This window comes from Sporosarcina sp. OR05 (assembly GCF_041414805.1).
In the GTDB taxonomy this organism is placed as follows: domain Bacteria; phylum Bacillota; class Bacilli; order Bacillales_A; family Planococcaceae; genus Sporosarcina; species Sporosarcina saromensis.
Genome location: NZ_JANKJL010000001.1, coordinates 618,013 through 643,601, shown reverse-complemented (window position 1 = coordinate 643,601; position 25,589 = coordinate 618,013). Strand labels below are relative to the sequence as shown.

Sequence of the window (25,589 nt, the reverse complement as noted above, 5' to 3'; positions counted from 1 at the left end):
CAATTCTATGTATTATGACCCATATTCATATTGTAGCAGTTCCCTCCCCTTTCAACAAGTGACTTATTTCTAACAAACTATGGTATAGTAAGAGGTAGACACAAATACATATGATCACTGGGGGAGCCTATTGGCTGAGAAGAGGAAACTCTGACCCTTTGAACCTGATTCGGTTAATACCGACGGAGGGAAGTGGCGAGTTCATCTTATCTATGCACATGACCGCTTTTTCCAGTGGTCTTTTTTTTGTGCAATTCAAACATTTGAAGGAGAGATGGAGAATGAACATTGCAGAACAAGTGGTAGTCATTACGGGAGGTAGTCGAGGATTAGGAAAAGCTGTGGTCCAAGCATTTGCCCGCGAAGGTGCAAAAGTGATCGTAAACTATTATAAAAGCGCCGAACAAGCAGAAGAGCTCGTTCGCTCAATTGGCAAAGAAAAAGCGGTCGCAATTCAAGCAGATATCCGAAGTGAAGAAGATGTCAAAAGAATGTTCGAGGAAGGTAAAAGATTTTTCGGGAAACCTATCACAACGATCGTTAATAATGCCCTTGTCAATTTTTCGTTCAATGGAGATGCAAGGAAAGATCTCGAAACAATTGGATGGAAAGATTTTCAATGTCAATTTGAAGGAAGTGTCAAAGCGACTCTTAATACGTTACAAGCAGCGAGAAAAGATATGGAATCCCTGCAGTTCGGTCGCATTATTACAATCGGCACAAATTTATTTCAAAACCCTGTCGTCCCATACCATGAATACAATACGAGTAAGGCAGCGTTACTCGGTTTAACGAGGAACATTGCAAAAGAACTAGGGGCATACGGTATCACTGCTAATATGGTGTCTGGTGGGTTGTTACATAAGACGGACGCAAGTGCAGCAACACCTGATGCTGTCTTTGACATCATTAAAGCGAGCACCCCTCTACAACAAGTGACGACACCTGAAGACGTGGCGGACGCAATCTTATTTTTCGCATCCCCATGGAGCCGCGCAGTGACAGGCCAAAACTTAATTGTGGACGGCGGACTAGTCATGAACTAATTACACATGTGACTACAGGATTTCAAAAGCATAAAAAAACTGCATGAAACCAAGTTTGTGTAACTTCGTTTCGTGCAGTTTTATTTTTTCTTCTCTAAAATTTGTGAAATTTACTTACTGTCGTTCACTCTTTCAATCGGCAAGTCCTTAACAATATCGTTAAGCACCCAGCTTGCACAAACCAATCCCGCTACTGATGGTACGAAAGCATTCGACGAGGGCGGCATTTTTGCTTTCCGTATAGCGGCATCCGGATTCCCTACCGTTTCAACAACATCTTCACGTACAACAATCGGACTTTCATCAGAAAAAACAACCGGGACGCCTTTTCGAATGCCCTCTTTTCGTAATCGGAGGCGAATGACTTTGGCAATTGGGTCGGTGTGCGTTTTAGAAATGTCTGCAATTTGAAAACGAGTAGGATCTAATTTATTTGCTGCGCCCATGCTGGAAATAATTTGTATTCCACGTTGTAAGCATTCTTTAATAAGGTGAATTTTGTAACTAATTGTATCGGAAGCGTCAATGACATAGTCAGGTTCATAACTGAAAAAGGTTTCGTACGTTTCCTCCGTATAAAACATATGAAGACCAACTACTTCACAGTCTTTATTAATATCCGCTATCCGTTCTTGCATCACTTCCACTTTTGAACGACCAACCGTCGACAACGTCGCAATCAATTGACGATTTACGTTTGTAATGTCGACAGTATCCTTATCTACGAGAATGATTCGGCCGACTCCACTGCGTGCACAAGCTTCCGCAGCAAACGAACCGACACCACCTACACCTAAAATGGCAACCGTCTTGTTGCGCATACGCTCAAGTCCTTCTTTGCCTATCGCGAGCTCATTACGGGAAAATTGATGGAGCATGACAATTCCGCCTTTCTTCTATGAATCAAGTAAAAACCCCTCCGCAAGATCGCAAGAGGGGAATATGGGTAAATCCGTATAATATCGGTTGAGACGAATCCCAAATGTGCCGTCTTATCGTTATCGTTTTGAACCCGCTCTCAGCAGGTGGGTGCCCAATCCACTCTTTCTGAAGTCCCCCTAAAGGGCAGGTCATCTAGAGTGAAATTAGAGCTCCCTACGACAAAAATGTTGGGTCAAAAATTGATGAACATAAAACGTACACTTCAGGATTCGTATTACTAGTATCCTATCATATCACTCCTGCCGATTCAACAATTACACTTCGGCAATTTGTTCCTTTTTCAACAAACTACTCACTTCGATTGAATAGCGATTCCTAACTCTGCTAGCTGTGCTCCATCAACAGAACTTGGTGCTTCTGTCAATAAACAACTCGCACTTGCTGTTTTCGGGAATGCAATCGTATCGCGTAAATTCGTCGCGCCCGCCAACAACATGACAAGGCGGTCCAAACCGAATGCAATGCCCCCATGAGGTGGTGTTCCGTATTCAAATGCATCGAGAAGGAAACCGAATTGCTCACGTGCTTGCTCCGCTGTGAAGCCTAACGCCTTGAACATCTTCTCTTGAACATCACGTTGATAAATACGCAGCGATCCTCCACCGAGTTCAAAACCATTTAGCACAAGGTCATACGCTTGCGCTTTTACCGCGCTCGGATTTGTTTCTAGTTCCTCAACATCTGCAGGCATCGTGAATGGATGATGTGCAGCATAGTAGCGACCTTCTTCTTCGTCATATTCAAACAACGGCCAATCTGTCACCCAAAGGAAATTATATTGCGACTCATCAATCAAGCCTAAGTCTTTCCCTAATTTTAAACGTAAAGCACCGAGTGCGTCTGCGACAACAGATTTTTTATCTGCGACGAACAACAATAAGTCCCCGTCTTCCGCTTGTACTGTTTGAATAAGCGCTTCAGCTAATTCGCCTTCAAAGAACTTTGCGATCGGACCTTTCAATCCTTCTGCATCGACTTTCAACCAAGCAAGCCCTTTCGCGCCATATCGAGCCGCAAATTCACCAAGAGCATCAATGTCTTTTCGTGAATAGTTCGCTGCTGCTCCTTTGACTGTGATCGCCTTCACTTGGCCACCAGATTCCACTGCTCCTGCAAACACTTTAAAGGATGAATCTTTCACAAGTTCGGACACATCTTGTAGTTCCATGCCAAAGCGCGTATCTGGTTTATCCGAACCGAAACGACTCATCGCTTCGTCGTAAGGAATGCGTTTGAAAGGTGTTTCTACGTCGATTCCCTTTACATTCTTCATCACTTTTTTCATGAGGCGCTCATTTAACTCAATAATTTCTTCAATGGTCATGAAACTCATTTCCATATCAATTTGCGTGAACTCAGGTTGACGGTCTGCTCGTAAATCTTCATCACGGAAACAACGGGCAATTTGGTAATAACGATCAAAACCGGACACCATCAGCATCTGTTTAAACAACTGAGGGGATTGTGGCAATGCATAAAATTCGCCATCATGTACTCGGCTTGGTACTAAGTAATCACGTGCCCCTTCAGGTGTAGATTTCGTCAAGATTGGTGTCTCAACTTCTAGGAAACCTTCATCATCCAAGAAGTTGCGAACAGTTTTCGTAATATCTGAACGCATTTTAAACACGCGTGCCAATTGAGGTCTACGTAAATCAAGATAACGGTACTTAAGACGTGTCTCTTCATTCACATCTGTATCATCTTCAATCATAAACGGCGGCGTCTTCGCTTCGTTAATGATATGGACATTTTCGATGTGCACTTCGATTGAACCGGTAGGGATTTTATGATTTTTTTGCTTCTCTTCACGTTCCACTACTTTTCCACTAACCTCAACGACAAACTCACTTCGAATTTTTTCAGCAATTGCAAGCGCGTCTTGTGAAAAATCCGGATTAAAGACAATTTGTACAATTCCTGTACGGTCGCGTAAATCTACGAAAATGAGTCCACCTAAATCGCGCCTTTTTTGCACCCATCCTTTAAGGGTTACCTTCTGCCCTATTACTTCTTCTGTCATTTGTCCGCAATAATGAGTCCGTTGCATACTGTTCATCAACCTTCCTTATCTCAACTTTTCTAACAATGTGTCAATAACTGTTGCATCTGTAATTTTCTCTTGCGTGCCGTCTGCCATATTCTTTACTTGCACCACGCCATTATTCACTTCATCTTCCCCGATTACAATGACTGCTTTCGCATTGAATCTGTCTGCAGACTTCATCTGCCCTTTCATTTTCCGATCCAAATAATCCATATCCGCACGGATGCCAGCATTGCGAAGCTGTTGCAACAAAGCAAACCCTTTTTCATGAGCGGCCTTTTCAAGCGTTACGACATAGACATCTAGTTGGGCATCTTCCGTAAAGCTCTTGCCCTCTGCTTCCATCGCAAGCAATAAGCGTTCAATGCTCATTCCATACCCTACACCGGGTGACGGTGGACCACCAATTTCTTCAGCAACTCCGTTATATCTACCGCCCCCGCAAAGTGTTGTAATTGCTCCAAAGCCATCAGCAGTACTCATTATTTCAAACGCTGTGTGATTATAGTAGTCAAGGCCTCGTACTAAGTTCGGGTCTAACTCATACTCTATACCGATTGCGCCCAAATAGCGTTTCACTTGTTCAAAGTAGGTTGCCGACTCTTCATTCAAATAATCCGTCAAAGATGGTGCGGTTGCCATTAACGGATGTTCACGGTCAACTTTGCAATCAAGGATCCGTAACGGGTTTTTCGCAAGACGAGACTGGCAATCGGAACAAAGTTCATCGATTTTTGGCGTAAAGTGCGCAACAAGCGCTTCTCGGTGAGCCGTCCTTGATTCTTTATCTCCTAACGAATTGAGCACAAGTTTGACATCCTTCAAGCCGACTCGTTTGTACATTTCCATCGCTAATGAAATGACTTCCGCATCAATGGCTGGATCCGCACTACCGATCGCTTCCACACCGAATTGTACGAATTGACGGTACCTCCCAGCTTGCTGACGTTCATATCTAAACATAGGACCTTGATAGTAAAGCTTTACCGGCTGGTCCGGATAACCGAACATTTTATTTTCCACATATGAACGTACAACGGGTGCCGTTCCTTCTGGACGAAGCGTCATAGACCGGTCTCCACGATCTTTGAATGTATACATTTCTTTTGTTACGATATCCGTCGTATCACCAACCGTCCGTTGAAAGAGTTCAGTTTGTTCGAAAATTGGCGTTCGGATTTCTTTGTAGCGATACATGTCACAAACTTCACGGATAATGGCCTCTACTCTTTGCCATTTCCACGATTCTGCAGGCAAAATGTCTTGCGTTCCTCTTGGTACTTTAAAATTCATTTGACTTCCCCTCCCATATACTGTTAGATGCAGAAATACAAAAAAGCCCCCATCCCTTGTTTGCACAAGGGACGAGAGCTAAGTTAAGCTTCCGCGGTTCCACCCAAATTGGTACAGAAATCGTACCCACTCGTATCCGGATAACGGCCGGTTCCGTCCATACCTACTAGAAATCGTTCAGCATGGAGCTTCAATGGTGTTGTTCACTTTATCCGTCTGTAGGATGAATTTCAGCCACGTTCATCCCTCTCTTGTCAGTCTGCAATACAGTTACTTTCCATATCATTAGCTTTGTTTACGACGTAAACGCAATTCAGTTAAACATTATCTTAATCATTGATTGGCAAAGTGTCAACCTTTTTCATTTCACTATGGTTTTTTCCGACAAAAACTTCTACAATGAAACTAAGGGAGAGTGATAGATTGTCTACATTAATGAAATGGGTGCTCGCATTCATCCTGCTAATTTCAATTTTTCATAACACACCATCTGTTTTAGCAGGTGGAGAAACCGTGACAATCAATACGCAATCGTTGAATGTGCGGTCTGGCCCAGGTCTTACATACCCTGTAGTCGCCTCCTTAAAAAAAGGGGACAAGGCAGAAATAGTATCTTCATCGGGCGACTGGTATAAAATTCAGTTGAACTCCGGTACTGGCTGGGTTGCTTCATGGCTCGTGTTGAAAAACGGTGTTTCTGAATCCGTTCAAGGAACAGCAGTTTCAAAAGTAGATGCTTTAAACATACGAACAGAACCTACGCTGAATGCTGCTGTAATCGGTAAACTATCAGCGGGTGAAACCGTTACGGTCACTGGCAGACAAGGACAATGGGCTTCTATCTCACGAAACGGATCACAAGGATGGGTACATACGGATTACATTTCTTCAGTTACTCAACAAACAAACGGAAAAACAACTGAAACAAAAAATGCTCAACAATTTACTGTGTCTGTCAATGCATTGAACGTCCGTAAAGAAGCGGGTCTCTCTTCTAAGGTAATAGGACAAGTACACGAAGGCGACGCTTACCCTGTTGATGCGATTGACGGAAATTGGGTCCGCATTTCAATGGGGAAAGATGGGTACGGTTGGGTATACACTTTCCATGGCACACTTGGACCCAAGAAAACTAAATCGGAAACGGCTTCAACAACAAAGCAAGTTACGGTATTGACAAATGGGACAAATATCCGGTCCTCTGCAACTACTTCTTCCACCATTGTCACACGTGCAGATGCAGGTGATCGTTTGACGGTTACGGGTGAAGAGGGAGATTGGTATCATGTGACATTGCCTTCAGGACAGCCTGCTTATATTGCTAAATGGGTTGTTTCTACCGGCAATGTATCGCAAGCAAATATGACAACCGATAAACCAGTAGAAAAAAGAGTACCAGGGACATTAAAAGGGTTAACAATTGCCATCGACGCCGGGCATGGAGGACATGACAGAGGAACAACTGGTGCTCAAGGGACTGACGAAAAGTACTTGACACTAAAAACCGCTGAATTGTTAGCAGGAAAACTCCGTGCAGCGGGTGCGAATGTCGTAATGACACGAGAATCCGATACGTATATCGCCTTAAGAAAACGGACGACCATCAGCAAAACGGCAGATGCAGATGCTTTCATCAGCTTGCATTATGATGCAAATCCAGATACCTCGATCACGGGTTTTACAACTTACTACACGCATTCGAATCAAAAGCAATTGGCTACATCCATTAATGATGGGCTTGCCAATAACATCAATTTACGAAACCGCGGCGCACAACCCGCAAACTTTTTAGTCCTCCGAGAAAATCGGAAAAACTCGATCTTAATTGAACTAGGCTTCCTTTCAAACCCTTCAGAAGAGCGAGTGCTCATCACAGAAAAATTTCGCGAGCAAGCTACTCACGGGATTTATAAAGGGTTGCTAGCGTATTTTGATGAGCAATGAAGAACTTTACTATTTTATTTAGCTTTATAAAAGTATTAAAGAATGAAATAATCACTAGAAAAGCGCGTGGAGCCAAGCAATTAAATGCTTGGCTCCATGCGTTTTTAGTAGATGTTAGGTTTTCTTCGAGGGATAGCTCGTTCTAAGCGCGGCATAACACAAAGGACTTGCACTACCGACGCGATACAAAAAAATCAAAAAGCGGAATTACACGATGGCAATTCCGCTTTCCGATCTACATCTGCTCATTTCGATTCGACGATAATTGTAACTGGACCATCGTTTACTAGCTCAACATCCATCATAGCTCCGAAAATACCTGTTTCAACATGTAAACCACATTCGCGTAAACACTCATTGAAATAGTCCCATAATGGTTTTGCAACTTCGGGTCTTGCAGCTTCAATGAAACTCGGGCGGCGGCCTTTCTTGACATCTCCGTACAATGTAAATTGTGAAACCGATAGAATGGCGCCATCGATTTCGTCAATTGCCCGGTTCATCTTCCCTTCTTCATCTTCCCATAATCGCAAGCCTGCGATTTTCTTTGCGACATATGCTGCGTCGTCTTCAGTATCTTCATGTGTGATGCCCACGAGGAGGACATACCCTTTTTCAATCGAGCCGGTCATTTCTCCGTTCACCTTTACGGACGCTTGACCTGAACGTTGTAAAACGACTCTCATCGTAAAACACCTCTCTTGTTGATCAATTACTAAACGTTAATGTATAACGCGCTGCACAGAATAAATATCCCTAATTTGCTTAATGCGCTCAACAATACGATGCAAATGGGCAATATCTGTAATCTTTATCGTCATATTGATTTTAGCCAATTTGTCACGATCCGCTTTGCCACTTACCGCCACCATTGGCGTTTTCGTATCAGCTACCACCATCATCACTTCATTCAGCAAACCTTGACGATCAAACGCAGAAATTTCGATATCTACTTGGAAATCTTTGCTCGTATTATTCGGCTCTACAGCCCATTCAACATCAATGAGACGGTCGCTATCTTCTGCGTCAATATTCGGACAATCCGCTCGGTGGACAGAAACACCACGGCCTTTTGTGATAAACCCGACAATATCATCACCCGGAATTGGGTTACAGCATTTCGAAAGTCGAATTAGCAAGTTTTCCAGTCCCCGAACGATAACACCTGATTCGGTTGTGCGCACTGGATGTGTCGCTTTCATGTCCGAGACAATTTTATCGATTGTATCTTGCTGTTCACGTTCTTTGCGAATTTTCTCCGCTAATCGATTGACGACTTGCTGAGCAGTAATGCCGTTTGAACCGACTGCCGCATACATGTCCTCTTCAGATGTAAAGCTGAATTTATCAATGACCCGTTGTATATTTTCAGTCGTTAACACTGCTTTACTGTCAAATTCCTGGAGCTTAATCTCTTTTTCGACCATTTCAGAACCTTTGACGATATTCTCTTCACGCAACTGTTTTTTGAAAAACTGACGGATTTTATTTCTTGCTTGAGATGTATTGGCAAGCTTCAACCAATCACGACTCGGTCCAAATGATTGTTTCGATGTGAGGATTTCGACAATGTCGCCAGTTACCAATTCTGTATCTAGCGGAACCATTTTGCCATTTACTTTGGCGCCAATCGTCCGATTCCCAACTTCCGAATGGACGCGGTATGCAAAGTCGATCGGTACGGATCCTTTCGGTATTTCAATGACATCTCCATCCGGCGTAAAGACATACACCATATCCGAGAATAAATCGAACTTTAAGGATTCCATAAATTCTTCTGCATTTGATGATTCGTTTTGGAATTCGAGTATTTCCCTGAACCATTTCAGTTTAGAATCAATATTATCCGGTTTTTCGGATACAGTTTTTCCTTCTTTGTATGCCCAATGAGCAGCCACCCCGTATTCAGCAATCCGGTGCATCTCTTCCGTACGAATTTGGATTTCTAACGGATCGCCCGCAGGTCCAACGACAGTCGTATGAATGGACTGATACAAATTCTGTTTAGGCATGGCAATATAATCTTTAAAACGTCCAGGCATCGGTTTCCATAACGTATGGATAATGCCAAGTACTGCGTAACAGTCTTTTATGCTTTTGACGATAATACGGATGGCAAGCAAGTCATAGATTTCGTTAAATTCCTTCTTCTGTAAAATCATTTTGCGATAGATGGAATACAGATGTTTTGGACGGCCATTGATTTCCGCTTCGATCTCCATGTCCTTTATTTCATCACGAATGACGTCCATCACATTTAACAAATACTTTTCACGTTCGTCCCGCTTTTTCTTCATCATATTAACGATTCGATAGTATTGCTGAGGATTCAAATACCGAAGTGCAGTGTCCTCCAGCTCCCACTTGATCGTGGAAATTCCTAAACGATGTGCCAACGGAGCGAAAATATCCAAAGTTTCAGCAGCTACCCGCCGTTGCTTTTCTTCTTTGACATGTTTCAATGTCCGCATATTATGCAGGCGGTCAGCAAGCTTAATGAGGATGACTCTGATATCTCTCGCCATCGCTATAAACATCTTTCGGTGATTCTCTGCCTGTTTCTCTTCGTTCGATTTGAATTTTAGCTTTTCAAGTTTTGTCACGCCATCTACAAGCATGGCAACCTCTTCACCAAAATCGTTAATAATATCTTCTCTTGAGACATTTGTATCTTCCACAACGTCATGTAGGAATCCGGCAGCTACAGTTGACGGGTCCATTTGTAGTTCAGCTAAAATGCCCGCTACTTGTATCGGGTGAAGAATATAAGGCTCCCCTGAACTTCTAAATTGTCCTTCATGCGCAATTTTCGCCGATTCATATGCCTTCTTGACGAACGCGACATGCTGTTCATTCATATAGGAGGCAATTAATTCAAATATTTCTTCTGCCGTCATGTCACGGTTCTTCGCCATTTTATGACTCCTTTCGACTATTTCCGCAAAAAAATTAAAGATAATTCTATTGTATGTATAAATGCCATCGAATGTAAAGTACTTATCGGAAAAAAAGCGTCCTAATCAGCTAGACGACCCATTTCCGTCACAATGAAAAACGAAAAACGCGTGAAACCAATTGTCTACCTTCTTGGTTTCACGCGTTTATTTACAGTATGTGCAGATGACAGCAGATGCACTTAATACGTCATGAGTGCTTGGACATTGTAGCCTTTTAGTTTGTCTCGACCATTTAAATAGGTCAATTCAATCAAGAAAGCACATCCAGCAACGACGCCACCTAGCTTTTCCACAAGTTCTACCGTCGCACCGACTGTACCACCAGTTGCAAGCAAGTCGTCGACGATTAGCACGCGTTGTCCAGGTTTGATTGCGTCTTTGTGAATCGTTAAAGAGTCTTTGCCATATTCCAAGTCATACTCGACTGCAATCGTTTCCCTTGGCAATTTACCAGGCTTGCGGACTGGTGCAAAGCCGATTTCCAACGCATAGGCGACTGGACAGCCGATAATGAATCCCCTTGCTTCAGGACCAACAATGATGTCTACGCCAAGTTCTTTTGCATATTCAACAATTTGATCTGTCGCATATTTATACGCTTCACCATTATCCATAATGGTTGTTATATCTTTAAAACTAATTCCTTCTTTCGGATAATCCGGTACAATTGTTACAAAGCTCTTTAAATCCATAATTGTTCCTCCCTATTGGCTGTCTCTTGGAAAATTTCATCAAACCATTTTTTCAATTCGATATAAGATGCATATACAAGCATTTTTTCGAGTTCAATTTGCTGCTCCCGTTGCCGATAGGAAGGAGCTGCAGAAAGACTTTTTTTCTCAGCATTGTCTATGACATTTGCAACACCATTCTCTATCTTAACAAATCCTAGCTCAGAAAACACCTTTGTCATGAAATATAGTATGTCAATTTTCCACCCTCTATGTTTGGATAATTGCTGGCCATGATTACGCACATCGAAACTCCCACGCTTTTTCAAGAAACTATAATACCAACCGAATTGTTCGCGGTTAGGCATTCCTTCAAAATACTTGGATTCAGGCAAATGGAAATGAGCATAAATACGTTTAGGGTTGGTAGCTAATAAAACCGTCTTCAATTGTTCCAAGTCTGTTGGAACATCCAATACTATTACATGATCGATTTCTTTATATGCTTCTCTACCATGTAGATGGATTGGACGATCTGGCAAACGTTTTTGGTATTGCTCGATAGTCGATTCCTGAAATGCGATGTAGAGAGCACTCTTTGCCGGAATGATGGAAGCCCAACGAGTCGGTTCGTGAATACCACGCAAATCAAATAATTGCCGGTCATTCGATTGAAGATCCTGTAGTAACAATTGGGGTTTCTTCCGACCATTCCATTCGTTCACTTGCAAATCTCCCGTTACGGATAATTTAGCACCCGGACTGATCTCATCAGCAATTGCCCCATTGCCAAATCCGATCACATCTAGCGTATTTGCTCCATCCGTCAACTCGAGCTTCAAATGATTCTTTGCAGCTCCAATTTTTCGGATGGATGAAGCAGAAAGGTTTTCAATGAGAAATACCGGCTTTTCAAAAGACATGCCAAAAGGACGCAAGTGTTCTAATTCTTCAAGGACTTCAACGTCTATCTCTTCAATCGTTAACGGTACATCGATCTGTAGAGTTGGCGTGAGTAATGCATCCGTTAACTGCATTTTTCCTTGCTCATTTAGATTCTCTCTCAATTGATCTACATCATCAAGTGACAACGACATACCAGCAGCCATTTCATGCCCGCCGAAGTGCGGAAGAATGGATGCGTTTTTAGACAACTCTTTGAATAAATCAAAACCGGCGATACTGCGTCCAGAACCTTTTGCGGTTCCCGTTTCAATATCTACCGATAGTACAATGGAAGGTCGATAATACTTTTCAGTCAACCTGGAAGAGACGATGCCTACTACTCCTGGATTCCATCCTTCCCCTGCTAGAACAATGACATATGGCAGCATGTCGCCATACATTTCTATCATTGCTTGTTCAGCCTCTTCTGCAATTTGACTGACGATTGCTTGACGTTCTTTATTCAACGTATCAAGCTTTTCTGCTAACGTCATCGCTTCCATTGCATCTGTAGCTTTTAAGAGATGGACTGCATCGTTTGCACTCCCAAGACGTCCAGGTGCATTTAGCCGTGGGCCTATCATGAAACCGAGCGACTCTTCTGAAAGACTTTGTTGCTCGGTTCCACTCACTTTCACAAGCGCTTGAATCGCCGGGCGCTTCGACGCTCGCATTCTTCTTAACCCTTCTTTAACAATGAATCTGTTTTCATCTTTCAAAGGCACCAAATCTGCTACGGTGCCAATCGCAGCCATCTCATAAAGATCTTCAGGAATTTCACCTAGTAAAGCACAGGCCAGTTTAAAAGCGACACCAACCCCTGCCAATTCTCCAAATGGGTACTCTCCCTCTGGATGACGTGGATGAATGATTGCCAATGCATCAGGCATTGTCAGTCCGATTTCATGGTGATCGGTAACGATGACGTCCATCCCTACCGAATTCGCGTATGCGATTGGATCCAAACCAGCTATCCCATTGTCCACTGTAACGATTAGCGACGTGCCAGATGCATGAAGTTGCTTGAATAACTCCGTGTTCGGTCCGTAACCATGCTCAAACCGATTCGGGATTGCAAAGTCTACAAGAGCACCAAGCCGTTCCAATGCAGTCGTCAAGACTGTCACACTCGTTACGCCATCGGCATCATAATCACCATACACCGTTATTTTCTCTTGACCTTCTATCGCTTGTCGAATCCGCTCAACAGCTTTGTCCATTTCATGCAGTAAAAACGGATCGTGCAAGTTGGTTTCATTCATATGTAAAAAGGACTTAGCTTGCTCGACATCAGTAAGTCCTCTGGATACTAGGATTTTCGCATGGACTGAAGGTAAGCTAAGGCCGTTCATTAATGCCGTAACAGTTTGTTCATCTGGACGATTAATTGTCCACGTTTTAGCCGATTCTATCAATTTGACTCACATCCTTACCTTTCATTATATCGAATAACCGAAGGGACTTAAAGGTAAACCGATAGGAACGGTCTAATGAAAAATATGCTATCCAATAGAACGAGGCTGGGACATAACATTAAAAAAACTGCATTAAGTAGGCTAATTCGCCGTCATGCAGTTTTTTTATATTTTTCCAATGTTTCTTTTCAAATTCTTGAGTGAGTCGGAGCGGAAAAAGGCCGACTCCTGCGGGATTGTAGCGCGAATGTTGAGACCCCGCAGGAAGCGCAGCGGACGAGGAGGCTCAAGCGCGCCCCGCGGAAAGCGTGCCTTTTGGAGCGCAGAGGAACGGTCTATTTAGAGTTTTGTCCCAGCCTCGCTAGCGTCTAATCGTTTGTTTGAATACGATTACTCGGTTCATCTGTTTGCTGATAAGCAGCCAACTCGTTTTGTTGAGTAGCAATTGTAATTTCTTTTGCGGTCATTTCTTTCTTCAGTTCATTAATTTGTCGATTCATCCGTATCGTTTTAATCATCGCCATGAATCCGCTAATTGCTGCACCGAGTAACGCTGTGAATAGGATGATAAGGATGAGCGGTAATTGTGCAGTGCCAAATAGATAGTTTACACGTACTGGTTCCACATTCAATACAGCAAAAAATGCGATGAGAATTGCAAAAAGAATACTTAAAATAATGGCCCATTGTTGCTTCATTTCTAAACCCTCCCTTTACCTAAAAAAAAACAAGGTATACACAAAGTATACCCTGTTCGGTAAAAAGTTGAAACACATGTATTTACACAACCGGCTCGTCAGAACCCCATTGCTTTTTCTCTTTCTCGACTTTCAAACCACCCGTTTTCAGCAATTCTTTCTTCTTCAAGTCATACCAAATTTGTGCCGATATGAAGATGGAAGAATACGTACCCGCGATTAAACCGATTAGTAACGCGATGGAGAAAGGACGAATTGCTTCTGCACCGAGGGCAATTAAAGCAACGACGACGAAAACCACTGTCAATACAGTATTGACTGAACGGCCAAGCGTTTGTCGAAGTGATTTATTCACAATGTCAGCCAGTTCATTTGCATTGTCAATCTTACCGACCTTTTTCATATTCTCACGTATTCTATCGAACGTTACAATTGTGTCGTTGATGGAATAACCGACAATCGTAAGGACGGCCGCAATGAACGTAATATCGACTTCAAGACGAGTAATACTAAATACGGCTACCATGAAGAATGCATCATGCACCAACCCAATAATGGACGATACGCCCATACGCCATTCAAAACGGAAAGCTACGTAAATAATGATGCCCAGTGCCGCAATCATTAATGCATACAATGCGTTTTTCACCAATTCTTTTCCAACTGTGTCAGAAACGGTTGAAACGTTTGGCTCATGACCAAATTGGGCTTTAATATCACGCTTAATAGTATTGACTGTGTCTTTACTAAAATCGTCTTTGTAACGGACGACCCCGATATTATCGGTATCACCTGAAATGACAATATCAGAAGATGGATGACCGATTTCATCAAGTTCTTTCGAAATCTGTTCAGTCGTCAATGACTTATCGGATAAGATTTCAACTCGCGTACCACTTGAGAAATCGATTCCTAAGTTTAATTTGAAAATGCCAAGCGCAATTATGCCTGAAGCAATCAACGCGATGGAAAGCACATAAAATCTTTTACGAGAATGAACAAAGTCGAAACGGTCAAACTTAGTGGACAAGTCAAACGTATCTAACTCTTCTGCCGGAGAATGGATCCGTTTTTTCGAAATGCCCAGCAGACCTGTCTTGCCGTCAAGCATCCCACTGTGTACAAGCAATCCAAGTAATAGACGTGAACCCCATACAGCCGTTAAGAAGCTGACAAGAATACTAATGATCAACATTGTCGCAAACCCTTTAACAGAGCTTGTCCCGAAGATAAATAAGACAACCGCCGCAAGCAATGTCGTAATGTTCGCGTCCAAAATCGCTGTAAATGCTGACTTCGCCCCTGTTAAGAACGATGTACGTACGGATCTTCCGACACGTAACTCTTCTTTAATCCGTTCATATGTCAAAATGTTCGCGTCAACCGCCATACCGACTCCGAGCATAAGCGCTGCGATACCCGGTAATGTCAAGACACCATTAATTTTCGTGAAGACGAGTAAAATTAAATAAATGTAGACCGATAATGTAACGACCGCTACAAAACCAGGCACTCGGTAATAGATCAGCATAAATAAGAAAATGAGTGATATCCCTACGATACCTGCTGTTATCGTTTTATCCAACGCTTGTGTACCGAATTGTGCACCGACAGACGTTGAGTAGATTTCTTCAAGGTGAACAGGAAGTGCACCGGCATTCAAAATACCTGCCAAGTTCTTTGTTTCTTCCACCGTGAAACTACCTGAGATCTCAACATTTGATGAATAAATCGCCTTGTCTACTCCAGGAGCTGAAATGAATTTCGGTTTCGCTTTCATTCTTTCCTCTCTGTAGGAGTCCACACCTTCTTCAAAATCCATCCAGATGACCATAACATTTTCAGGGTTTTTGGACACTTGAGCCGTTACTTCCCCGAATTTCTCTGGATCTTTCATTTGTAAAGTGACAATTGGATTTCCTGTGTCGCCAAAGTTCGCTTTCGCTTTTCCTTCCTTCAGGTCATTACCATCTAAAAGTAGGTTATCATCCGCATCACGGAACGTCAGGTTTGCTTGTGTCGATAAAAGCTCACGAGCTGCTTCCTGATCTTCAACGCCTGCTAACTGAACCCGAATACGGTTGTCCGATTCCACTTGAATACTTGGTTCACTGACGCCAAGGACGTTCACCCGGTTCTGCAATGCCCCGGCAGTATCTTTGACGATATCTTCCGTAATCTTTTGTCCATCCCGAAGTGGTTCGACTTCATAAAGCACTTCAAATCCGCCTTGTAGGTCAAGGCCTAGTCTAACATCTTTAAGTATCGGATTAGCTGTAGTTCCTACTAGAGAGCCTAACATGACGAGCAATAATAAAAAGGCTACAATCCGGCTTCTTTTTTTCATCGATTCCGTTCCCCCTCTGTACGTGGAGCGATGGTGCAATACCTATGTACAGTTTATAAAATACAACACTCCAATTATGAGACAGAGTCTAGCATCTGTCAAATAGTTGGTCATCCAAAAAACGTCAAATCACTCTGCTTTCTTTGGTGAAAGAAGCAATTGGAGTTCATCGCTGTTTAAATCCGAAAACCAGTTTGAGTCTCGTTGTTGCTCAATTTGTGTATACGTCATAAATTCCGCAGCCGTTAACCGTAAGATGCCACTGACCACTTCATGTATGGGCATATCTTCCACTTTTTTCTTCCGCCACTTTTTCTGAATGCAGTATTTCCAAATCTCTTCATCGGTTACAGTTGGATAACCATATAGCCGAAGTTCATTCCGCTTACTTTGAACTGCAGGTAGCGCTTGCTTGAATAGTTGCTCGAATTGAATCGTCATCTCCACCATTCCTTTCCCGTTCAGTCGTAAATAGACAAACCTATGCATAGGTTTAGTGTATACGATATGACCGGAATTGAGAAGGAGTTGTTTACGAATGTCCACTTTCATACGTGGCACAGCTATCTTGATGATCGCAGTATTCATGACAAAGCTATTAGGATTCGTCTATCGCATCCAATTCATGCGTGTTGCAGGTGAAGAAGCCGTCGGTATTTATATGACTGCGTACCCTGCTTTCATCTTTTTCTTATCACTCGTCCAATTAGGCGTACCCATTGCTGTCGCAAAAGTGATTGCAGAATTAAAAGCAAAAGGTGAAACTGCGAGACTACCGGCAGTTATGAAAACTGCAACCGTCATTACAATCTTTACTGGCGCTGTTTTCATCCCACTATCCATCCTCTTCGTACCTTATCTTTCTGAGACGTTACTTGGAAACGCGGCTTCATCCACGACAATCTATGTTGGGATTGCGATCATTCCAATTGCAGCAATTGGTGGATTAATTCGCGGCTATTTCCAAGGGATTGTCAGAATCGAAGAGACGGCTTGGTCTCAAATCATTGAGCAATTATTCCGGATCATTTTAATCACATTGTTGTTGCCAATGGTACTCGTACCTGAAAATACGGGATTAAACGCTGCTTATGCTATGGGCATTACATTACTTGCAGAAATGCTATCTGCAGCTTATTTGTATTTTAAATACGCACAACATAAACGTAGTGACCGTAAACCAAGTGACAAAAAAGAGAAGTTTCCGATGAACCCGATTCTTTCCATTGCGCTCCCTTCATCCGGCAGTCGGTTGTTCGGAACATTTACATGGTTTTTAGAACCGATCATCTTTTTACGTGCACTCTCTCTTGCCGGTGTAGGTGCTGTAGCTGCGACTTCCCTTTACGGCATTATCTCAGGTGTGTTAATCCCTTTGCTTTTATTCCCATCATTTATTCCATATGCATTATCGGTTGTCCTCGTGCCAGCTGTCAGTGGTGCTGCAGCTACGAGTAATCGCAAAAAACTCCAAGAACGGATTCAATTGGCATTAAGGCTTTCTGCTTTGACAGGCGCATTTGCTGCAGCTGTATTTTACATTCATGGACAGGATTTAGCAGAAAAGCTTTTTCATATTTCTGAAGGCGGTTCCTATATGTCCTTGCTCGCACCGGTTTTCTTTTTTTACTACATTCAAAGTCCACTCTATTCCATCTTACAAGCGACTGGTGATGCGAAAGCCGGTATGATGAACTCCGTCTACGGAGGCATCGCAAAATTAGGTGTCATGTTTGTATTAGCTTCCCAAGCAGGACTGCAAGAAACAGGAGCCGTTTTAGCAATCGGCTTTGGTGTGCTCGTCACTTCTTTCCTTCATATTGCAACATTGCGTAAAAATAAGGCTGCTGGTGCTGGATTTACAATGTTTGCTCTACCTTACGTGTCCTTTATCATGACAGCCGTCATGCGACCAATTTTCATACCGATTGGCCAATTTGGATTACTAGTGGAATGCTTAATTACTACGGCTTTCTTACTTGTACTTCTTTTATTGTTCGGTCAAGTGAAGAAAAACGATGTACGCATGTTAAAAAGACTCACAAAGGTTTACTGATACTTATTTTTTAATTGATAATGGAGCTTCCCTTCTTCGTAGGAACAATAAAACACTTGTTCAACATGATTGACGCCTACATCTTCCAAGCCTTTGAGCAACCATTCTTCCGTCTTACCAATCAGTTTTACATGTCGACTTTGAATGATACCGTCAGAAATGAGTGCTAAAACAGGTTGTGTGTCTTCATATTTGAAGATTGACAAATTACCGGACGGCTCTAAATAGGCATAGGAAACTTCACGGACAGAACCAATTTGTTGTTCACGAAGTTGTTGAAATAAGTCGTCTAAATTATACCGTTGCTTGCGCATCTCTTCTTCTTGTATGATGCCGTCCTCAATAATGACGGTCGGATCGCCGTCCACTAAATCTCTGAATTTTTTACTTTTCAAAGAGATAAGTGAAGTCAATAACTGAATGGCTAACAAGAGGAGCAATGGTACGATTGAATGACTTAGTTTTTTATCTGGCGAATCTAAAGAAAACGCAACAACTTCCGCCATGATGACAAAGATGACGACATCGATGACACTTAACTCACCTACTTCACGTTTCCCCATAACGCGTAAGATGGCGACAATTAAGGCATACATTAAGACCGTTCTTAAGCTAATAATGAGCAAGTCACTCATTCAAATCCCTCCCTAGTTGGAAGGATGCCTTTACTTGAATAGGAATATACACAAAAGAGGCGGTCTGCAGGGAGTACCTGTAGACCACCTCTTCTCGTTTTCAGAAAAGCTCTTTAAATTGTTTTAAGAAGCACTAAATTGTTTTAAGAAGCACTCGATTCTACAACACGACCGACAGCTTGTCTATCGAATTGTAAAGTTGTGCCGTCAGCAACTTTCAAGAACACGGAACTATCATCGACAGCGTCGACTGTTCCATGGATACCGCCAATTGTAATGACTTTATCGCCACGTTTAAGGCTATCTTGCATTTGCTTTGTCTGCTTTTGTCTCTTTTGCGCTGGTCGAATCAATAAAAACCACATGATTGCGAACATAGCAATAATTGGTAGTAAAGTACCTAACATATCATTCATTTCGTTTCCCCCCTCTTCTCTTGGTTATTATACAAGATTCAAAAGTTTTTTGCATTTGGTTTATTAAATCCGTATTGTTCAAAAAACTCTTCCCGGAAGTCACCGAGACGATCGTTGCGGATCGCGTCCCTTACTTGCTCCATTAAATTCAATAAGAAATGGAGGTTATGATAGGACGTTAAACGGATGCCAAAGGTTTCATTTGCCTTAATTAAATGACGGATATATGCTCGGCTATAGTTTTTGCATGCATAACAATCGCAATTCGGATCTAACGGTCCAAAGTCACGTTCGTATTTTGCATTTTTCACGACAACTCGGCCTTCACTCGTCATCAGCGTACCGTTTCTTGCAATTCGAGTCGGTAATACACAGTCAAACATGTCCACCCCGCGGATTGCTCCATCAATTAATGAATCTGGTGAACCAACCCCCATTAAATAGCGTGGCTTGTCCTGTGGCAATAAAGGCGTTGTGAACTCCAGTACGCGATTCATAATATCTTTTGGTTCCCCGACCGATAATCCACCAATTGCGTACCCCGGGAAGTCTAAAGAAACGAGATCTTTCGCACTTTGTTTTCTCAGCTCTTCAAATTCTCCTCCTTGCACGATGCCAAACAGTCCTTGATCGTTTGGTCGGGCATGGGCAGTCAAACATCTTTCAGCCCATCTGGACGTCCGTTCAACACTTGCTTTCATGTAGTCGAAGGTAGCCGGAAAAGGAGGACATTCGTCAAACGCCATCATAATATCGGAGCCGAGAGCATTTTGGATTTCCATCGCTTTTTCAGGGCTTAAAAACAATTTACTGCCGTTAAGATGATGGCGGAAATGCACACCTTCTTCTTCTATCTTACGAAAATCACTCAAAGAAAATACTTGGAATCCTCCAGAATCCGTTAAAATCGGTCGATCCCAGTTCATGAATTTGTGCAGACCACCTGCTTCCTTCACAATTTCGTGGCCAGGACGGAGCCATAAATGATAGGTGTTACTTAAGATGATGCCTGCGCCCATCTGTTTCAGTTCTTCAGGAGACATCGTCTTCACGGTCGCTTGTGTGCCAACAGGCATGAATGCCGGTGTCTCAAAGGAACCGTGTGGCGTATGGACAATCCCAAGGCGCGCACCTGTCTGTTTACACGTTTTTATATGTTCGTACGTAATTGCTGGCATGAATAATTTCCTTTCTCAAAGGGCATCTTGCTTTTTCCCTCTTACTTTGTATGTGGTTTAATGAACATGGCATCACCGAAACTGAAGAAACGGTATTTTTCTTGAACCGCTTCACGATATGCTGCTAATACATGTTCACGTGTAGCTAATGCGGATATGAGCATGATCAATGTTGATTTCGGCAAATGGAAATTTGTCAACATCCCGTCAAGAATGCTGAATGTATAGCCCGGATAGATAAAGATGGAAGTCCAACCGCTTGATTCCACAATTTTCCCATCGTGTAATGTTGCAATTGTTTCGAGCGTTCGGGCAGAAGTCGTACCAATGGCAATCACTTTACCACCATTTGCTTTCGCCTTGTTAATGGCTTCAGCTGTATGCGCACTTACGTTGTAGTATTCCGCATGCATTGTATGTTCTTCAATCGTATCTGCACTAACCGGTCTGAATGTGCCCAAGCCGACATGTAAGGTGATGAATTCAACACCGACGCCCTTCTCTTTGATTGCCTGTAAAATCTCTTCAGTGAAATGTAGACCTGCAGTCGGTGCGGCAGCAGAACCCCGTTCTTTTGCAAATACGGTTTGATAGCGAGATTGGTCGTCCAATGTTTCTGTGATGTAAGGAGGCAATGGCATTTGCCCTAAAGCATCCAAAATCTCATAGAATATCCCATCATAGCGGAATTTGAATACCCGCCCACCTTGGTCCATCGTCGCTGTACACTGTGCCGTCAACCGGCCGTCACCAAATGTGATAACTGTTCCAACTTTAACTCGTTTTGCAGGTTTTACGAGCGTTTCCCACTCATCGGACCCTTTCTCTTTCAGAAGAAGTACTTCAATGGAAGCCCCTGTCTCCTCTTTTACACCAATTAATCTCGCTGGGAGGACACGTGTATCATTTAGTACGATAACGTCTCCCGCGTTTAATTCATCAATGATGTCACGGAATTGCCGATGCTTCACTGCACCAGTAACTCGATCCAGCACCATTAACCGGCTCGCTGTTCGATCAATGAGTGGTGTTTGGGCAATCAGCTCTTCTGGTAATTCAAAATCAAAATCATTTACATCCATTATTCCGAAATACTCCCTCTATCATAGTTTCGTTTTTTCTTACGTTCGACCTTCAGGTACAGCATATCCGAAATGGTCATATGCAAGACGTGTCGCAATTCTTCCGCGCGGCGTCCGTTGAATGAAACCGATTTGCAATAGATACGGTTCATACACATCTTCAATTGTTACGGACTCTTCACCGATGCTTGCCGCAATCGTATCAATGCCTACCGGCCCGCCTGTAAACCGTTCAATCATACTTCGGATTAGCTTATGGTCAATATGGTCAAGACCATGCGAATCGACTTGTAACATTTCTAACGCTTCTTTTGAGATGCCCATTGTGATACTTCCATCGCCTCTCACTTGGGCATAATCCCGAACCCTTCGGAGCAAACGATTCGCTATACGGGGCGTTCCTCTAGACCGTCTTGCAATTTCAACCGCCGCCGCCTCATCAATTTCCACTTCAAAAAGTGTTGCACTGCGTATGACGATTTCTTTTAGAGGCTCCACACCATAATACTCGAGGCGTAGGGGCACACCAAAACGGTCACGCAACGGTGCAGATAGCGAACCCGCCCTTGTCGTTGCACCGATCAATGTGAACGGAGGCAAGTCCAGACGAATGGATTTGGCAGATGGACCTTTTCCAACAACGATATCTAAACAAAAATCCTCCATCGCCGGATAGAGTACTTCCTCGATCGAACGATTCAAACGGTGGATTTCATCGATGAACAACACATCTCCTGGCTCCAATGACGAAACCACGGCCGCTAAATCTCCCGGACGTTCGATGGCAGGCCCACTTGTCATCTTGACGTTGACACCCATTTCATTTGCTATGACTGCAGCTAAAGTCGTTTTTCCTAGTCCTGGCGGGCCATATAACAAGACATGATCCAAACTTTCACTTCTTCCTTTCGCAGCTTCAATGAAAATACTGAGGTTGTCCTTCACTGTCTCTTGACCGATGTATTGCTGCAACCTTTGTGGACGCAATGATTGTTCGAAGTTGTCATCATAATTGGATTGCTCGCTAGATATGACACGCTCCATCTTTTTGCCCTCCTCCTTTCCTAGAAATGACGATTATTTTTGCTTTAATAACAAACCTAAGGCAAGTTTCATATAAGCTTCCGTATCCAGCTCTTCTTCTTTTTGCAATGTCGGTTTTACTTTCGATAGTTCGCGTTGGGAATAGCCAAGTGCCTGCAATGCCAACATCGCTTCTTCCAATGAATCATTTTCCGCCATTGATAGGAGTGTTACGTCTGTATCCGGCATTTCAATTTCCGTGAACAAATCGCCCAACTTGCCTTTTAAGTCTAATATCATCTGTCGGGCAGTCTTTTTTCCGACACCTGGAAACTTCACAAGAAATGTCTCATCTTCGCGCTCAATTGCCCCGATAACTTGAGCTGGCACACCGCTTGCTAATATCGCCAATGCGCCTTTTGGTCCGATTCCTGAAACCGTAATGAGCTTCTTGAACAATTCGCGTTGTTCCAACGTTTTAAATCCGAGTAGCCATTGCATATCTTCTCGTACATGTAAGTAGGTAAACACTTGTTGCACTTCTTCGGATTGGTGAAAAGCGTATGGATTTGGCGTCATGATCTGCCAGCCGACGCCACTTTGCTCCAGTGTTATGTATTCCGGTGTTACCCGTGTGACATATCCTTTAATATAATCGTACAAATTATTCTCCCCCTACTGTATAGAAAACATTATAGCATACGAACGCGTTTTCTACCTAGAGTTGAGAGCATTTGTCTATGTTTCGAAAGTGAAATTGAATTTCCTAAAACGACTGACAAAATCGTTGATCCATATAAAAAACGCATGAAACCATAGTGTTGTAAACCTGGCTTCACACGTAGCTATAAATGGTCCGTATATTACTACACATTCATTTATTATAGCGCATATCTGTTCACTTTTCGTTAGACAATTGTCTTCCAACATAAATGGTACTAACAATTGTTTCATTTCATCATACGCATAATATCATACCATAACTTCGGCCACGCTGAGACCGCATTTTCAGTAAAAGGAATCAGTTTTCTCGCCAGTCGCTCTTGGCTATCTGGCGGCAAGGACAAAAGATGCAACCACTCCCTAAACACTTCGTTCGGGTAAAGCAACATCGCTTTGGATGCATTGTCCATATCATTCAACGCGACTTGCTCACCGAACAAAAACTCCACATTATATCCAATGTTCGGCATGACACGATGTGTCCATAGCGCTAATTCAATCCCTGGTGGCCCTGTGCATGCCAAGTCAAAATCAATAAAACGGATCAGGCCATTTTCATCCCGTAATATATTGTGATGAACGACATCACCATGTAGGAGTGTGTGTCCTGCCTGATTCTTAACTTTCTTCTTTAGTACCGACATGGCATTGTTTCCAAAAGCAATCATTTCATTAATTGCATGTTGATCGAGAAACTTCTCACAAGCAGGGCGATGTTCTACAAAGCGATCCAATCGGTCTTGCCATTTATCAAGCAATTGATACCTATGCAAAAATGGCGATGCATCCCAATCAATTTGCTCGATTGTCTTATGCAACGCATGCAAGGCTAGCAACGAATCCGTCCGGTCAATTCTTTTCCTGAAATTGACCGGCTTTGTTCCTTCGATCCATGGTTGCATGATGAATAACGGATCTTCTGTCGTCATGAGTGGCACGATGTGTGGAAATCGGATTGCGTGCAATTGCCGATGGATGTATTCCACTTTGACGGCAGTGGACCGGGATTTGTATTTCTTTAAAGAATAGGCTGTTTCTCCTTCGACCAACTTCCAAACGTTCTCTTTTACCTTTCGGATGTTTTTTTCCAGCGTCATACGCCGGTCAGCACGATCCGCAGCCGTTGTTATCCATTTGGCCGTATGGATTTGTCATTGGCATTTGTTGTTGCATTGGTTGCATATACATGCCTTGCATAGGCATCATTGGATAATAACCATGATGAGGATGGCATCCGTAAGGAACCATCGGTGGACATGGATAACATTGCGAATAAGCACCTTGAGGATACATCATGTTATACGGTTGTTGATAATCTGGTGAAATCATTTGCGGGACATAGCCTGGACCTGGTGGTCTGTAAACCATCTGATTGGAAGATTCCATCTGATCCATCATGGTGGACTCCATCATCTCCCAGCCGCTCGTCGGATAGGCTGGCGGTGTTCCCATACCCATCCCTGGGTAAATTGGTGATTCATCCATGTCAGATTCGTCCATGCTTTCACTCCTATCAATTGCTGGAGGTTGCATCCACATTTGTGCAGGAGTAGTTGGTTGCGATGGTTTTGCTTGTTCGGCCGGCATGGACATTTCCAGCTTTTGCATAGGTTGTGTAAACTGATGATGTTGCATTGGATAGCAATCGGCATCGTAAATCGGCATCCAGCCACAAGGTACCGGAATAATTGGCTGGTAATAGTGCGGCATCACCATTTGCGGCATCTGAGGTGCAGGTTGTTGTGGTGCGGGTTTTTGTTCCCCAGACGGCATTTGTACAGGTGGTGGCGTCGGTTTTGTTGCAGGCGGTATCGGTGTAGGTTTTGGCGTTGGTGTTGGTTTTACTGATTCAGGCTTTGTCTGCGGCAATGGGATTGGTTCTTTTGGCTTTACAGGCTTTGTCTCCGTCACCGGTTTGCTCATCGGTTTTGTAGGCTTAACCTGATCCATTTTTTTATCAGGCACCTTCATCCCGGGCATTTGGTCTTTTTTCTTCATCGGCAAAAATATTTTCATCCCCGGTACAATATAATCAGGGTTTGCCAGATGAGCGTTCACTCTTTTTAAATCTTCAAAAGAGATACCGTATTGTCGTGCAATCTTCCACAATGTATCTCCCTTTACTACAATATGGACATCCATTTAAAAAATCCCCCTTCCATCAATTCATC

At 43.0% G+C, this 25,589-nt stretch carries 21 protein-coding genes, 1 other RNA gene, 1 riboswitch and 1 other annotated feature; of the genes, 3 read left to right on the top strand and 19 right to left on the bottom strand.

Annotated features, from left to right (window positions below; all coding sequences use genetic code 11):
• Positions 1 to 109 precede the first annotated feature (109 nt).
• Positions 110 to 208, top strand: a riboswitch (TPP riboswitch).
• A gap of 73 nt (positions 209 to 281) precedes the next feature.
• On the top strand, positions 282 to 1,046 hold the full coding sequence (locus NRI27_RS02990) for a 3-oxoacyl-ACP reductase (protein WP_371389480.1): 765 nt from the start codon (positions 282 to 284) through the stop codon (positions 1,044 to 1,046).
• A 110-nt stretch (positions 1,047 to 1,156) separates the two neighbouring features.
• Here NRI27_RS02990 and NRI27_RS02985 read toward each other — a convergent pair whose 3' ends face one another.
• From NRI27_RS02985 to hisS, 4 genes are all read right to left on the bottom strand, one after another.
• Positions 1,157 to 1,924 carry a tRNA threonylcarbamoyladenosine dehydratase gene (locus tag NRI27_RS02985; protein WP_371389479.1) on the bottom strand — a complete coding sequence of 256 codons (768 nt, stop codon included), beginning with the start codon at positions 1,922 to 1,924 and terminating at the stop codon, positions 1,157 to 1,159.
• Positions 1,925 to 2,017: 93 nt separating this feature from the next.
• Positions 2,018 to 2,200: non-coding RNA, 6S RNA (gene ssrS / locus NRI27_RS02980), on the bottom strand.
• A gap of 80 nt (positions 2,201 to 2,280) precedes the next feature.
• The gene (gene aspS, locus NRI27_RS02975) at positions 2,281 to 4,038 is read right to left on the bottom strand and encodes an aspartate--tRNA ligase (protein ID WP_371389478.1); all 1,758 of its coding nucleotides are present in this window, start codon (positions 4,036 to 4,038) and stop codon (positions 2,281 to 2,283) included.
• Positions 4,039 to 4,056: 18 nt separating this feature from the next.
• The gene (gene hisS, locus NRI27_RS02970; RefSeq protein ID WP_371389477.1) at positions 4,057 to 5,328 is read right to left on the bottom strand and encodes a histidine--tRNA ligase; all 1,272 of its coding nucleotides are present in this window, start codon (positions 5,326 to 5,328) and stop codon (positions 4,057 to 4,059) included.
• Between the two features lie 64 nt (positions 5,329 to 5,392).
• Positions 5,393 to 5,623: a binding site (T-box leader), on the bottom strand.
• A 128-nt stretch (positions 5,624 to 5,751) separates the two neighbouring features.
• On the opposite strand from hisS, the gene NRI27_RS02965 reads away from it, so the two are divergent.
• Entirely contained in the window at positions 5,752 to 7,272 is a 1,521-nt protein-coding gene (locus NRI27_RS02965; RefSeq protein WP_371389476.1) for an N-acetylmuramoyl-L-alanine amidase family protein, read from the top strand.
• 245 nt (positions 7,273 to 7,517) lie between these two features.
• Here NRI27_RS02965 and dtd read toward each other — a convergent pair whose 3' ends face one another.
• The 7 genes from dtd to NRI27_RS02930 form a co-directional block, all read right to left on the bottom strand.
• Complete coding sequence (gene dtd / locus NRI27_RS02960) at positions 7,518 to 7,958, bottom strand: D-aminoacyl-tRNA deacylase (protein ID WP_371389475.1); 441 nt, start codon at positions 7,956 to 7,958, stop codon at positions 7,518 to 7,520.
• A 36-nt stretch (positions 7,959 to 7,994) separates the two neighbouring features.
• Positions 7,995 to 10,187 (bottom strand): RelA/SpoT family protein, encoded by a 2,193-nt coding sequence (locus NRI27_RS02955; protein ID WP_371389474.1) that lies wholly within the window; start codon positions 10,185 to 10,187, stop codon positions 7,995 to 7,997.
• Positions 10,188 to 10,408: 221 nt separating this feature from the next.
• Positions 10,409 to 10,921 (bottom strand): adenine phosphoribosyltransferase, encoded by a 513-nt coding sequence (locus NRI27_RS02950; protein WP_371389473.1) that lies wholly within the window; start codon positions 10,919 to 10,921, stop codon positions 10,409 to 10,411.
• On the bottom strand, positions 10,912 to 13,260 hold the full coding sequence (recJ, locus tag NRI27_RS02945; protein WP_371389472.1) for a single-stranded-DNA-specific exonuclease RecJ: 2,349 nt from the start codon (positions 13,258 to 13,260) through the stop codon (positions 10,912 to 10,914). Before recJ ends, NRI27_RS02950 begins: the two co-directional genes overlap by 10 nt.
• Positions 13,261 to 13,628: 368 nt before the next feature.
• On the bottom strand, positions 13,629 to 13,958 hold the full coding sequence (locus NRI27_RS02940) for a LapA family protein (RefSeq protein ID WP_317942238.1): 330 nt from the start codon (positions 13,956 to 13,958) through the stop codon (positions 13,629 to 13,631).
• A gap of 82 nt (positions 13,959 to 14,040) precedes the next feature.
• On the bottom strand, positions 14,041 to 16,305 hold the full coding sequence (gene secDF, locus NRI27_RS02935) for a protein translocase subunit SecDF (RefSeq protein ID WP_371389471.1): 2,265 nt from the start codon (positions 16,303 to 16,305) through the stop codon (positions 14,041 to 14,043).
• 129 nt (positions 16,306 to 16,434) lie between these two features.
• A complete protein-coding gene (locus NRI27_RS02930; protein ID WP_371389470.1) occupies positions 16,435 to 16,746 on the bottom strand; it encodes a post-transcriptional regulator in 312 nt (103 codons plus the stop codon).
• A 97-nt stretch (positions 16,747 to 16,843) separates the two neighbouring features.
• On the opposite strand from NRI27_RS02930, the gene NRI27_RS02925 reads away from it, so the two are divergent.
• On the top strand, positions 16,844 to 18,361 hold the full coding sequence (locus tag NRI27_RS02925) for a putative polysaccharide biosynthesis protein (RefSeq protein ID WP_371389469.1): 1,518 nt from the start codon (positions 16,844 to 16,846) through the stop codon (positions 18,359 to 18,361).
• On the opposite strand, the gene NRI27_RS02920 is transcribed toward NRI27_RS02925, so the two are convergent.
• The 8 genes from NRI27_RS02920 to NRI27_RS02885 form a co-directional block, all read right to left on the bottom strand.
• The gene (locus NRI27_RS02920) at positions 18,355 to 18,996 is read right to left on the bottom strand and encodes a DUF421 domain-containing protein (RefSeq protein WP_317942242.1); all 642 of its coding nucleotides are present in this window, start codon (positions 18,994 to 18,996) and stop codon (positions 18,355 to 18,357) included. The two genes, NRI27_RS02925 and NRI27_RS02920, sit on opposite strands and share 7 nt — an antisense overlap.
• Positions 18,997 to 19,139: 143 nt before the next feature.
• The gene (yajC, locus tag NRI27_RS02915; RefSeq protein ID WP_371389468.1) at positions 19,140 to 19,412 is read right to left on the bottom strand and encodes a preprotein translocase subunit YajC; all 273 of its coding nucleotides are present in this window, start codon (positions 19,410 to 19,412) and stop codon (positions 19,140 to 19,142) included.
• Positions 19,413 to 19,450: 38 nt separating this feature from the next.
• Positions 19,451 to 20,590 carry a tRNA guanosine(34) transglycosylase Tgt gene (gene tgt, locus NRI27_RS02910; RefSeq protein WP_317942244.1) on the bottom strand — a complete coding sequence of 380 codons (1,140 nt, stop codon included), beginning with the start codon at positions 20,588 to 20,590 and terminating at the stop codon, positions 19,451 to 19,453.
• Between the two features lie 41 nt (positions 20,591 to 20,631).
• Positions 20,632 to 21,672 (bottom strand): tRNA preQ1(34) S-adenosylmethionine ribosyltransferase-isomerase QueA, encoded by a 1,041-nt coding sequence (gene queA, locus NRI27_RS02905; RefSeq protein ID WP_317942245.1) that lies wholly within the window; start codon positions 21,670 to 21,672, stop codon positions 20,632 to 20,634.
• A gap of 39 nt (positions 21,673 to 21,711) precedes the next feature.
• Positions 21,712 to 22,716: a Holliday junction branch migration DNA helicase RuvB gene (ruvB, locus tag NRI27_RS02900; protein ID WP_317942246.1), complete on the bottom strand. Its 1,005-nt coding sequence runs from the start codon at positions 22,714 to 22,716 to the stop codon at positions 21,712 to 21,714.
• A 33-nt stretch (positions 22,717 to 22,749) separates the two neighbouring features.
• A complete protein-coding gene (gene ruvA, locus NRI27_RS02895) occupies positions 22,750 to 23,358 on the bottom strand; it encodes a Holliday junction branch migration protein RuvA (protein WP_371389467.1) in 609 nt (202 codons plus the stop codon).
• A 287-nt stretch (positions 23,359 to 23,645) separates the two neighbouring features.
• Complete coding sequence (locus NRI27_RS02890) at positions 23,646 to 24,515, bottom strand: phosphotransferase (RefSeq protein WP_371389466.1); 870 nt, start codon at positions 24,513 to 24,515, stop codon at positions 23,646 to 23,648.
• Between the two features lie 7 nt (positions 24,516 to 24,522).
• A complete protein-coding gene (locus tag NRI27_RS02885; RefSeq protein WP_371389465.1) occupies positions 24,523 to 25,560 on the bottom strand; it encodes a LysM peptidoglycan-binding domain-containing protein in 1,038 nt (345 codons plus the stop codon).
• Positions 25,561 to 25,589 lie beyond the last annotated feature (29 nt).